The sequence below is a fragment of the Alishewanella aestuarii B11 genome (genome assembly GCF_000280055.1).
GTDB classification, from domain to species: domain Bacteria; phylum Pseudomonadota; class Gammaproteobacteria; order Enterobacterales; family Alteromonadaceae; genus Alishewanella; species Alishewanella aestuarii.
This window is the reverse complement of record NZ_ALAB01000039.1, coordinates 88,921-101,396: the sequence shown is the minus strand read 5'-3', so window position 1 is coordinate 101,396 and position 12,476 is coordinate 88,921. Positions and strand designations below refer to the sequence as shown.

General features: G+C 50.3%; 13 protein-coding genes. All 13 read right to left on the bottom strand.

Going from position 1 to position 12,476, the window contains the following annotated elements:
* Positions 1-10 precede the first annotated feature (10 nt).
* Positions 11-2,173 (bottom strand): chemotaxis protein CheA, encoded by a 2,163-nt coding sequence (locus tag AEST_RS14770; RefSeq protein WP_008610004.1) that lies wholly within the window; start codon positions 2,171-2,173, stop codon positions 11-13.
* 15 nt (positions 2,174-2,188) lie between these two features.
* Positions 2,189-2,938 carry a protein phosphatase CheZ gene (locus tag AEST_RS14765; protein WP_008610003.1) on the bottom strand — a complete coding sequence of 250 codons (750 nt, stop codon included), beginning with the start codon at positions 2,936-2,938 and terminating at the stop codon, positions 2,189-2,191.
* A 26-nt stretch (positions 2,939-2,964) separates the two neighbouring features.
* Positions 2,965-3,348, bottom strand: a complete 384-nt coding sequence (cheY, locus tag AEST_RS14760) for a chemotaxis response regulator CheY (RefSeq protein ID WP_039925588.1) — start codon at positions 3,346-3,348, stop codon at positions 2,965-2,967.
* A 42-nt stretch (positions 3,349-3,390) separates the two neighbouring features.
* A complete protein-coding gene (locus AEST_RS14755) occupies positions 3,391-4,071 on the bottom strand; it encodes an RNA polymerase sigma factor FliA (RefSeq protein ID WP_008610001.1) in 681 nt (226 codons plus the stop codon).
* A gap of 47 nt (positions 4,072-4,118) precedes the next feature.
* On the bottom strand, positions 4,119-4,985 hold the full coding sequence (locus tag AEST_RS14750) for a MinD/ParA family protein (RefSeq protein ID WP_039925586.1): 867 nt from the start codon (positions 4,983-4,985) through the stop codon (positions 4,119-4,121).
* Positions 4,978-6,360 (bottom strand): flagellar biosynthesis GTPase FlhF, encoded by a 1,383-nt coding sequence (gene flhF / locus AEST_RS14745; RefSeq protein WP_008609999.1) that lies wholly within the window; start codon positions 6,358-6,360, stop codon positions 4,978-4,980. Before flhF ends, AEST_RS14750 begins: the two co-directional genes overlap by 8 nt.
* Positions 6,361-6,369: 9 nt before the next feature.
* Entirely contained in the window at positions 6,370-8,478 is a 2,109-nt protein-coding gene (flhA, locus tag AEST_RS14740) for a flagellar biosynthesis protein FlhA (RefSeq protein WP_039925584.1), read from the bottom strand.
* 93 nt (positions 8,479-8,571) lie between these two features.
* Positions 8,572-9,702 carry a flagellar biosynthesis protein FlhB gene (gene flhB / locus AEST_RS14735; protein ID WP_008609994.1) on the bottom strand — a complete coding sequence of 377 codons (1,131 nt, stop codon included), beginning with the start codon at positions 9,700-9,702 and terminating at the stop codon, positions 8,572-8,574.
* Between the two features lie 9 nt (positions 9,703-9,711).
* Positions 9,712-10,485 (bottom strand): flagellar biosynthetic protein FliR, encoded by a 774-nt coding sequence (gene fliR / locus AEST_RS14730; RefSeq protein WP_176714589.1) that lies wholly within the window; start codon positions 10,483-10,485, stop codon positions 9,712-9,714.
* A 10-nt stretch (positions 10,486-10,495) separates the two neighbouring features.
* Positions 10,496-10,765: a flagellar biosynthesis protein FliQ gene (gene fliQ, locus AEST_RS14725; protein ID WP_008609991.1), complete on the bottom strand. Its 270-nt coding sequence runs from the start codon at positions 10,763-10,765 to the stop codon at positions 10,496-10,498.
* A complete protein-coding gene (fliP, locus tag AEST_RS14720; protein WP_008609989.1) occupies positions 10,762-11,508 on the bottom strand; it encodes a flagellar type III secretion system pore protein FliP in 747 nt (248 codons plus the stop codon). Before fliP ends, fliQ begins: the two co-directional genes overlap by 4 nt.
* Positions 11,509-11,516: 8 nt before the next feature.
* The gene (fliO, locus tag AEST_RS16855) at positions 11,517-12,098 is read right to left on the bottom strand and encodes a flagellar biosynthetic protein FliO (protein WP_051030630.1); all 582 of its coding nucleotides are present in this window, start codon (positions 12,096-12,098) and stop codon (positions 11,517-11,519) included.
* Positions 12,098-12,475: a flagellar motor switch protein FliN gene (gene fliN, locus AEST_RS14710; RefSeq protein WP_008609985.1), complete on the bottom strand. Its 378-nt coding sequence runs from the start codon at positions 12,473-12,475 to the stop codon at positions 12,098-12,100. The genes fliO and fliN overlap by 1 nt, the downstream gene beginning before the upstream one ends.
* Between the last annotated feature and the right edge of the window lies 1 nt (position 12,476).

Below are 12,476 nucleotides of genomic sequence, written 5' to 3'. Positions count from 1 at the left end.
GATCACCTGCTTATCCATGCAGCTGCTTAAACTGTTCAAACTTAATTTTGGATTTTTTAGCATAATGCTTAAGCAAGTTAGGCACATCCAGAATTAGCGCAATACCACCATCAGAAGTAATGGTCGCGCCAGCCATACCCGGTGTTCCCTGCAACAGGGCGTCCAGCGCTTTAATCACAACCTCTTCCTGACCAATCAACTGATCAACCACAAAACCGACCTGCTGTTGACCAATTTGCACTATGACCACATGACCTTGGGCCCGACGCAGTTTTTTATCCGAGTTTTTCACCAGCCAGTGCTCGAGGTAGAACAATGGAATGGCTTTGTTGCGAACAACAATTGTTAGCTGACCGTCAACAATATTGGTTTTTGCCAGATCGAGGTGGAAAATTTCACTCACACCTGCCAGAGGTAAGGCAAAGGTTTGCTTACCGACAATTACCATTAGCGTTGGCAGGATCGCCAGCGTCAGAGGTACCTTGATTTCCAGCAAGGTACCCTCACCCAGTTTGGAGTGAATATGCACAGTACCGTTGAGTTGGGTGATCTTGGTTTTCACCACATCCATACCGACACCGCGGCCGGATATATCTGAGATCTGTTCTTTGGTTGAAAAACCCGGTGCGAAAATCAGGTTAAAGGCATCGGTATCTGACATCCGCGCTGCAGTATCGGCATCAATAACGCCGCGCTTGATCGCCAGGTTTTTCAGCTTCTCCGGATCCATACCGGCGCCATCGTCCTGAATTGTCAGCAGGATATGGTCACCGGCTTGTTGCGCGGCTAACTTGACCACACCTGTACGCGACTTACCGGCAGCCTGACGCACATCTGGTAATTCAATACCATGGTCAACCGAGTTTCGCACTAAATGCACCAATGGGTCGGCCAATGCTTCGACCAGGTTCTTATCCAGATCGGTCTCTTCACCTTCCAGCACCAGATCGATATCTTTTTTTAGTGAACGGGCGAGATCGCGCACCACGCGCGGGAAACGGCCAAATACTTTCTTAATTGGCTGCATTCGCGTTTTCATTACCGCGCCCTGAATATCGGCAGTCACCACATCCAGGTTAGCAATGGCTTTACTCATTTCCTCGTTTTGCGCAGAGCCCGATAAACTGACCAGCCGGTTTCTGACTAATACCAGTTCGCCGACCATATTCATAATCTGGTCCAGGCGTTTAGTATCAACCCGCACCGTAGTCTCTGCTGCGACGGCACCTTTATCTGCCGCAGCGGCATTACCGGCAGCTGGTGCAACCGGTGCCTCTGTGGCTTTGACCGGCGCGGCAGCAGGAGCGGCAACCGGTGCTGGCGGCGGAACTTCTGCTTTAGCCGCTGCCGGGGTTACTGGCGCCTTGCCTTTGCCGTGCAGCTGATCCAACAGGGCTTCAAACTCGTCATCAGTAATTTCATCAGCCTTGGCCGCGGGCGCGGCCGGCTCAGTAGCTGTCACAGCTGGTGCAGCAGGCACTTCCGGCTTAAAGCTCCCCTTGCCATGCAGCTGGTCAAGTAAGGCTTCAAACTCATCATCAGTAATATCATCGCCTGCGCTCACTGGCGCCGCTGGCGCACTGGCAGCCACTTCGGTGCGACCAGGAGCGGCCGAACCGTGTAACTCATCGAGCATACGCTCAAATTCATCCTCGGTGATGCTATCGACATCATCGCTATCGGGTGAAGCGGTTGGTTGCTGTACCTTTGTAACCTGTGGCGCAACCGGAGCTGTAACCGCAGGTGCAGCCTTGGCTGCCTGAGGTGCTGCCTCGCCGGGTGTTTCCGGCTCGGAATAGAAATGCAGTGCCGCTAATAGCTGAGGATCGGCCGGGGTCAACGGCTGACGTGCTTTCACCTCAGTAAACATTTCATTGACCACATCCAGAGCCTGTAAGATCACATCCATCAGCTCGGGGGTGATACTGCGCTTACCGGTGCGAAGTATATCAAACACGTTTTCAGCGCCGTGACAGGCATCAACTAATTCGGTCAGTGACAGGAAACCAGCCCCACCTTTTACTGTATGGAAACCACGGAAAATGGCATTTAACAGAGCAGTGTCATGAGGGTTATTCTCAAGCTCGACCAGCTGTTCCTGCAACAACTCTAGTATTTCACCGGCTTCGACCAGAAAATCCTGGAGGATGTCTTCATCCATATCAAAACTCATCAGTAAACACCTCTGTTAAAAACCTAAGCTCGACAGTAAGTCATCCACATCGTCCTGACCACTGACGACATCATTGCGGCCTTCTTTATCAATAATAGGCCCCTCAGCTTCATTAGCTTCAATCTTTCGTTTGGCAGCTTTGGGTTCCATTACCTGCACGTTACTGTTACCAAAAGCAGTAAGCAGGCCGATCAGGCTCTCTTCGACTTCACGGACTAATTCGATGACCCGGCGTAAAATCTGACCGGTTAAATCCTGATAATCCTGCGCCATTAATACGTCAGTCAATAATTGATTCAGTCGGTTTGACTCCGTCACCGTCTCTGCCAGAAAAGCATCAATGCCATGACAGAGGGTTTTGAATTCACCCAATTCCAGATCGCGCTTCATCAGTTTCTGCCATCTTGGCAACAACTGATTGAGTTGCTGACTGATTTGATCGGCAATAGGTAAGCATGACTCTACGGCATCCATAGTCCGGTTAGCCGCTTGCTCAGTCATATCAATAACGTGGTTAAGGCGCTTTTTGGCATCGGGGATATCTTCAACCAAAATATTGTTTAGCGAGGGATCAATCTGAAAGTTTTTCAATGACTCGTGTAATTGCCGGGTCAGTTTGCCAACCTCGGCAAATAATTCCGACGAGCCGGGCATACCGAGTTGCTGTACCAATTGGTTGGCGATGTCCTGCTCGCCCATCTCCAACAGTTGTACCAGCTCTCTGGCTTGGTCTAGCGTGATTAACGGAGCCGAATTGGCAGACATGGCGTCACTCCTTGGTCAGCTCCGGCTTAGCCGATCCGTTCGAATACTTTCGCCAGCTTTTCCTGTAATGTTGCTGCAGTAAAAGGTTTGACGATATAGCCATTCACGCCAGCCTGAGCGGCAGCAATAATCTGCTCTTTCTTGGCTTCGGCAGTCACCATCAATACCGGTATATGCTTAAGTTTCGCATCTGCCCGGATCGCACGTAGCAGGTCAATGCCCTGCATCCCAGGCATATTCCAGTCGGTTACCACGAAATCAAAATCGCCATTCTGCAACATCGGCAAAGCCGTGCTGCCGTCATCCGCTTCTGAAATATTGGTAAAGCCTAAATCGCGTAACAGGTTCTTGATGATCCGTCTCATGGTCGAAAAATCGTCGACTACGAGAATCTTCATATTCTTATCCAAAGTCCCCTCCGAAGAGCACGTCATCCCATTATTCAGGATACACTACAACCAAGCCTGCATTCGGGCTTTTAACCGCACTAATGCCTGACTATGAATCTGACTGACCCGGGACTCACTGACATCCAGTACAGCCCCAATTTCTTTTAAGTTTAGTTCGTCATTATAATACAGTGATAAGACTAATGCCTCTCGCTCCGGCAAACTACTGATATGTTTCACCAGTGCCGCGTTAAACGCCTCATTAGCCTGCTCATGGTACAGCTGATCGGTATCTGAATCCTCAGCCGTCACCAAAACATCTTCGGAGATACCGAGGTCTTCGATGCCGATAATCCGACCCGAACTCACATCACTAAGCATATGATGATATTCATCTAAAGAGATAGCAAGTTTTTCTGCAACTTCATAATCACGAACATCACGCCCAAGTTGAGCTTCGAGCTCAGCAATGGTATCGGCGATTAAGCGGGCATTACGATGCACCGAGCGCGGCGTCCAGTCGCCACGCCTTATTTCATCTAGCATGGCACCCCGAATACGAATGCCGGCAAAGGTTTCAAAACTGGCCCCTTTGCTACCATCAAAATTTTTGGCGGCTTCAATTAAGCCAATCATACCGGATTGGATCAGGTCATCGGCCTGTACGCTGGCCGGTAGCCGGGCTAATAAATGATAGGCGATGCGTTTGACCAGTGGTGCATGGCGCTCCACTAGTTGCTGCATGTGATCAATACCACCATATGCGGCCAACTTACTGTTCAAAGAACCCCCTACTCAGATTGTGGCTGGACAAGCTGCTCCAGAAAAAACTCCAAATGGCCGGAAGCATTTTCAGGCAAAGGCCACTTAGCTGCTTTTAGCGCCAGCGCTTTCACCGCCATACTGGCTGCGGTGGTTGGGTAAGCATCAATAAAGGCTTTTTGTTTACGCGCCGCCCGGCGGACATTTTCATCCTGCGGTACGGTTGCAACCAGCTCCAGCGTTACATCCAGAAAACGGTCTGTTACCCGGGTTAGTTTAGCAAATAATTCCAGACCTTCTTTGCTACTTCGCACCATATTGGCAACTATTTTAAATTTTTCAACACCGTGGTCGCGGCTGAGGATTTTCATTAACGCATAAGCATCAGTGATGGATGACGGTTCATCGCAAACCACCACCAACACATCCTGCGAGGCGCGGGAAAAGCTGAGCACCATGTCGGAAATTCCGGCAGCCGTGTCAACCAATAACACGTCGATCGGCGTTTCCAGCTCGCTGAAGGCACGGATTAGGCTGGCATGCTCCACCGGCGATAATTCAGTCATATCCTGATTACCCGAGGTGGCGGGGACAATTTTAATGCCAAAAGGGCCTTCTACCAGAATATCGTCCAGACTGGCTTTACCACTTAATACGTGAGAAAGATTGCGTTCAACCCGCAAACCCAGCATCACGTCACAATTTGCCAAACCCAGATCAGCATCCAGCACCAGGACTTTCTTGCCCATTTGCGCCAATGCCATCGCCAGGTTCAGCGTGATATTAGTTTTTCCGACCCCGCCCTTACCACCGGTAACGGAGATCACTTTTACTTTTTGTCTATTCATGCGTCTGAGGCCGCTGGCCTGATCTTCTGCTATTGACTTCTTATGCATATAAGGCATCCGTCTGCTCTTGCGGATACCACTGATGAGCTGGTTGGCTATGCGCCAGACGTAACTGTTCGGCATTATCGACCAGTGTCTGCGCATCAGCGATCTGTAAATCTTCCGGCACCCGTTGGCCATCGGTCAGATAGCTAATGGGTAGCGCATGCTGGATAGCGATATTTAACGCTTCTCCCAGGCTGAGACACTCGTCCAGCTTAGTAAAAATACAGCCTGCCAGTGGCAAACGTTTAAATTGCAGCACGGTTTCCTGCATCACCCGGGCCTGCGCTGTCGCTGACAATACCAGATAACTGCGAATTTTGACACGGGTGTTGTGCACCAGTGACGCCAGCTGCTCAGCCAGTCGTAGATCGCGCTGGCTCATGCCGGCAGTGTCAATCAGGATCAGTTTACGTTGTTGTAGTTGATTCAACAAGATAGATAATTCTTCACTGTCTTTAGCCTGCTTAACCGGACAGCCAATAATACGACCAAAGGTCGCTAACTGCTCAAAGGCACCAATGCGGAAACAATCGGTGGTAATTAACGCGACCTGATCGGTACCGTGACGTTTGGCAAAGGCTGCGGCCAACTTGGCTACGGTGGTAGTTTTACCTACGCCGGTAGGGCCGACCAGCGCCACCACGCCACCGCGGCGCAAAATATCGTCCTGAGTAGTACTCACCTGGCCAGCCAGTAACTCGAGCGCAGTTTGCCAGGCATCCTGCGTATTTAAATCTTCCGGCATAAAACACGCCAGTTGATCGGCGACCAGCTCTGATAAACCGAGCTGACGCAGATTTTCAATGACCAGTGCCCGCACCGGCTCACGCCGCGCCAGTTCCTGCCACATCAGGCCAGATACCTGATGCTGCAGCAATTGCCGCATCGACAACATCTCAGCCTGCATCTTGCTAAACTGCTGTTGCATCAGCTCAGCCTGTTGTTGTTGCAGTTTACTGATTTCCTGCCATTGCGGCGCTGGGGTCGCAGCGACAGGATTTTGACGTTCGAACTGACTGGCTTTTTGCAGCGTGGGTTTGGGCGCAGCGCTGGCAGCTTTTGGCGCGTCCGGCACTTGCCCTTGCTTTTGCATTTGACGCTCCAGCAAGGCACGTAGTGAATCTGCTGGCTCTGCTTCGTCGGTAATGGCCAGATTAACTCTGGGTTCATTGCGCTTAGCCGGAGGTGTAATGTCTTCGACCTGTGCAGCAGCAACTTTAGCTTTCGGGACAGCCGGCTCAGCATCAATGGCGGCAACGATTTCCACGCCTTCAGCGACTTTTTTATTGGACAGGATAATGGCGTCCGGTCCAAGGAACTCCTTAACGTCGGCCAGGGCACTGCGCATATCTTTGGCAACAAAGCGTTTAATTTTCATGAGTTACTCCTAGTTCGACTGACCGATGACACTGACAATGCGGATCTGCTTATCGTCCGGAATTTCCTGATACGACAACACCCGTAATCCTGGAATGGTGTACTTCACAAATCGTGCCATCACTGAGCGTAAAATTCCTGACGTCAGCATCACCGCACTTTCACCGGTTAATTCCTGGTTCTGATGAGCTTCCTGCAGCGACTGTTGAATGCGATCGGCCAACCCCGGTTCTATACCAGCGCCATCATTACCGGCGGCCTGCATCGATTGATGCAGCATTTGCTCCAGTTCAGGTGCAAAGGTGATAACCGGAATTTCCTGTTTGCTACCAACGACCTCTTGCACAATTAACCGGCGCAGGGCAATCCGGCAAGCAGCGGTAAGGACGTCAATATCCTGACTCTTAGCCCCGTACTCGACCAGAGTTTGCACTATGGTACGCATATCGCGGATCGGCACCCCCTCGTGCAGCAGATTCTGCAGTACCTTCACTACGGCGGTTAGCGGTAGCGTATCGGGTACCAGACCTTCTACCAACTTCGGAGAATGCTTAGCCAACATATCCAGCAGATTTTGTACTTCCTCATGTCCCAGCAAACTGGCCGCATTATTGGTCAGGATCTGACTGAGATGGGTCGCCACTACTGTCGCAGCGTCTACTACGGTGTAGCCCAATGTCTGCGCATGCTCTCGCTGATCTTTGCTGATCCAGACCGCATCCAGGCCAAACGCCGGATCCCGGGTCGCAATCCCCTTCACTGTACCAAATACCTGGCCCGGGTTGATTGCCAACTCGTTATCATGGCGCAGCTCACCCTCTCCGTTGGTGACTCCCATCAGGGCCACCCGATAGCTGTTTGGCTCCAAATCCAGGTTGTCGCGAATATGTACCGGCGGGATCAGAAATCCCAGCTCCTGGGATAACTTTTTACGAACACCTTTGATTCGATTTAACAGCTCCCCACCCTGAGCTTTGTCTACCAGTGGGATCAGACGGTAACCAACTTCAAGCCCAATCACATCCACGCCTTGCACGTCATCCCAGCCAATTTCTTTTACCGGTTGCACATCACTCATCGCATTGCTGGCACTGGTTGGTCGCTGCTGTAACTGGGCAGCCTTAGTGGTTGCCAATTTTTTCGTATACCAGGCCACCCCACCCAAAAGCGCTGCCAATGAAAGAAAGGCGAAATGTGGCATGCCTGGGACTACCCCCATCAAGGTCATAACCCCTGCGGCAACAAAAAGCACATGGGTATTATCACCAAGCTGGCTTTGCATCTCTTTACCAAGATCGCCCTCTTTATTCTGGCGGGTGACAATAATGGCGGTACCGATTGACAATAACAGGCCAGGGATTTGGGCCACCAGGCCATCACCGATGGTCAGCAAGGTATAGATTTCCATCGCTTGGCTAAAACTGAGGCCATGCTGCACCATACCGATAAAAATACCGCCAACCAGGTTAATCACCAGTATCACGATACCAGCAATGGCATCACCTTTTACAAACTTACTGGCACCATCCATCGAGCCATAGAAGTCGGCTTCACTGGTCACCTCCTCGCGGCGCTTGCGTGCTTCTTCCTGGGTAATCAAGCCTGAGTTTAGATCGGCGTCAATCGCCATTTGCTTACCGGGCATCGCGTCCAAAGTAAAGCGGGCTGATACTTCGGCAATACGGCCAGCGCCCTTGGTAACGACGACAAAGTTAATAATAATCAGGATCAGAAACACCACGATACCAACGGCATAGTTGCCACCGATAACCACGGAACCAAAGGCTTCAATCACAGCCCCTGCGGCATCCCCGCCATTATGACCTTCCAACAGCACGACACGGGTACTGGCGACATTCAATGCCAGACGCAGAATAGTGGCAACCAGCAATACACTGGGGAAAATACCGAAATCCAGCGGTCTGCGGGTATATATCGTCACCAACAGTACCACCAGCGCCAGCGCAATATTAAAAGAAAACAGGATATCCAGCATCAACGGTGGCAGCGGTAGCACGACCATCGCCAATGCGGCCAGAATCAAAATGGGCGTCCCGATCCCTTTTAGGTGTTGAAGATGAGCTTTATCAAATTTACTGAAATACTGAGCAAATTGCATGAGCGGCCTGACAAGGTATTGACACTACCCCTGCTTAGGCAAGAACTATTCCAGTCTGTTAGTGAGCTGTACTAAGTGCTGAAAATTACAGCGTTAGTGACGCACCTCTGGTGGGATTGGCAACTCTTTAGCCAGTGCTTTCGGCCTGCTCCCCTTGCCTTTGCGATAAAGGTTAAGCTGATAAACATAAGCCAGTACCTGCGCTACTGCGGCGAACAATTGTTCCGGGATTGGATGATCAAGCTTGGTAGTGTAATAAATTGAGCGCGCCAGTGCCGGTGATTCAATCACCGGGATCTTATGCTCTCTGGCAATATTACGGATATGCATCGCAACCTCATCCACGCCCTTCGCAACCACGGCCGGCGCGCGGAACTTGCCTTGATCATATTTCAGCGCCACCGCATAGTGCGTTGGGTTGGTGACGATAACATCCGCGGTAGGTACCTGTTGCATCATCCGCTTCATCGACATCTGCATCTGGGTGCGGCGGATCCGGGCTTTGATTTCCGGGCTACCCTCAGTATTTTTGTGCTCGTCTTTGATTTCCTGCAACGACATTTTCAACTGCTCGGTGTGATGCCACTTTTGATAGGGTGCGTCGACCAGCGCTATTACTGAAATACTGGCACACAACCCTAAAAACAACCAGCCAAGAAAATAGAGTGCCGATTCGATATTATTTGGCTCACTCATTAGCGACAACGCCATAATATCCATAAAGAACAGCTTTAGTAGCAAATAGGCAATGCCGACCACTACCGCTACTTTTAGAATGCTTTTGCCAAGCTCCATTAATGCCTGTAAACCAAACATCCGCTTGAACCCCTGGAGCGGGCTCATTTTGCTGGCTTTCGGTGCTGCGGCTTCCCAACTAAAGTTATAACCACCTAACAGAATATTGCCGATAAAGGCCGCAATCAGGATCAGTAAAAAAATGCCGGCCAAGGGTGCCGCCAGCTCTCTGCCGGCGTCCCCCCAGGCGGTAAACATACTGTTGGTTTCAAAGATATCTTTTTGGTCTAAGCGCATCAGCCGTTGGCCGATGTTTAACATCGCCATCGCTAACATCTTGCCAAAAATCAGTAAGGCGGCGGCGCTGCCGATTAAAACAAAAGCCGTGCCAAGGTCTTTTGAGCGGGCGATCTGGCCCTTTTTCGCTGCGTCTTGCAGCTTCTTGGGCGTGGGCTGTTCGGTTTTTTCGGCGCCGGAATCTTCTGCCACGTCAGCCTCCTAACAGCCTATCAGCCGGCAGCTATAGTCGATGACATGCTCCCACTGCTTTTCGTAATGAAATAAGAAAGTATCCAGCGTCAACCATAAAATCAGCAAACCGGATAGCATGGTGATTGGAAAACCAATCGAGAAAATATTTAACTGCGGCGCGGCACGGGTCATAATACCAAAGGACAGATTCACCACTAACATGGCGACAATAGGTGCCAGCGCAATAGCCAGAGCAGTAGCAAACATCCAGCCACCGAATTCAACAACGGTCCAGTAACTGGTTACATCCCACCATTGACCATTGATCGGCAGCGTCTCAAAACTGAATACCAGCATTTGGATCATAATCAGGTGGCCGTTAAAGACAAAGAACAGCAAGGTAGCCAGGATCAGATAAAACTGACCAATAGCAGGCACCGAAATCCCGCTGGCCGGATCTGCCATCGAAGCAAAAGCTAAACCAGTTTGGGTTGCCAATAACTGCCCCGCTAAAATAAAAGTATTGATAAACATCAGTGAGATAAAGCCCAGTGCAAAGCCGATGGTCAGCTGCAGCAATACCTCCAGTAACATCGCAAATGAAATGAGTTCAGGGTAGATGGTTTTCGGCAGCATCGGCATCATTACCAGAGTAATTAACACTACTAATCCGGTTTTAATTCGGGTTGGAATTGTCCTGACACCAAGACCCGCCATAATCATTAGCATACCGGATACCCGACACAGCGGCAGTAAAAAATCTGCTATGGTCTGCATCAGGGTTGCCATCAAAATTTCCATCGGTACTGCCCTACCCGACTATCTGCGGAATGCTTTGATAAAGTTCAGTGGTGTAATCCATAATCACCCGCACCAGCCAGTGACCACCGAAAATCAGCGCCAGCAGGGTGACAATTAGGCGTGGTAAGAAGCTTAAGGTCTGCTCGTTAATCGAGGTAGCCGCCTGGAAGATTGCTACTATTAAGCCGACAAACAACGATGGCAGAATAATGGCGCTGACCAACAGGATAACGATAAACAAGGAATCCCGTAATACGTCAACAAAGGTTTCCGGACTCATGTGCCGACTCCATAACTGGTCGCCAGGGTGCCCATCACCAGGATCCAGCCGTCAACCAGTACAAACATCATCAGTTTAAACGGCAACGAGATAATCATTGGCGATAGCATCATCATACCCATCGCCATCAGTACGCTCGCCACCACCAAATCAATAATCAGAAATGGGATAAATAACATAAAACCAATCTGAAACGCCGTTTTCAGCTCGCTGGTGACAAAGGCGGGTACCACCACCGTCATCGGGTAGTCCTGCGGATTTTCCGCAACCTCTAAACCGGCGATCTGAGCAAAGGTATCCAGATCTCTTACCCGGGTCTGATGCAGCATAAAAGCTTTTAACGGCACTATGGCTGCATCCAATGCCTGCACCGGGTTTAGGGTTTCTTCCAGATAAGGTTGAATCGCCTGCTCATTAATGCTCTTAAAGACCGGCGCCATGATAAAGAACGTCAGAAATAGTGTGATACCAATTAACACCTGGTTAGAAGGCGTTTGCATTAAACCGATAGCCTGACGCAAGATCGCTAACACTACGATAATACGGGTGAAACTGGTCATCATAATGACCATCGCCGGAATAAAGCTCAGCGCCGTCATAATGGCCAGCACCTGCAGCGTCACGCTGTAGGACTGAGAACCATCTGGATTAGTCGTAACAGTAACGGCCGATAAGGTGCCGTTATCGGCCAGCAGTTGTGGGCTTAACAGCACCAGCAACAGAATAAACAACACTCGCAGCATGCCAACTTCTATTTTTTCAGGAATGACTGCAGCTGTGTATGAAAATCTGATGCCAACTTTTCTTCAGGAAGTGGATTTTCTAATTCAAAGAGGAAATTAACACTATGTGGAGTGACGCCAATAACCCGCTGTTTTCCTTGTATTTCAATAACTAACAGCCTTTCTCGCTGCCCCAGTGGCATAGCCGTTACCACCTTGATATGGCGTCCACCGGGCAAGCGTAGCGTCAATTTCTTGAATAACCAGCCCAAACCCAGTACCAGTAAAATAACCAGCGTCAGAGAACTGGCTATTTGCAGTATCGTCATCGGCGAACTGCGTTGCTCGCTGCCCGGATTAAGCACCGCGCTGCGCTCGGTGAACTGATTCGGACCAGTAGCTGGTGTGGCGGTCTTACTGGCAGTGGCTGGCGCTGGCGCACTACTCTGCTCATCTTTTGCCGGCTCTGCTGTTTCTGTCTGCTCTGCAACTGCCTGCGCTACGGCTGTCGGATTACCAGTTTCGGGCGATATTGCCTGCACAGCACTAGCAGAGAGTAGCACTGCCAACAACACGCCTTTATTCAATGATCTGCAATCAGTATTGGCCATTAACGTAACTTCTTAATACGTTCGATTTGACTGATTACATCAGTAAGACGGATACCGAATTTATCGTTAACCACCACCACCTCACCGTGCGCGATCAGGGTACCGTTTACCAATACATCCAATGGCTCACCGGCGATACGGTCCAACTCCACTACCGAGCCCTGGTTTAGCTGTAACAAATTACGAATACTGATTTTTGAGCGTCCGACTTCCATCGAAATGGTAACCGGAATATCCAGGATTGTATCCAGCTTGCGCCTGTCCACCTCAGAACTTTTATCATCGCTCAGCTCTTCCAGCTCAACCGCTTTAGCACCGCCTTCGGCTTCCGCCATTGCGGCTGCCCATTCATCCATGGTGTCCTGATCATTTGCCATC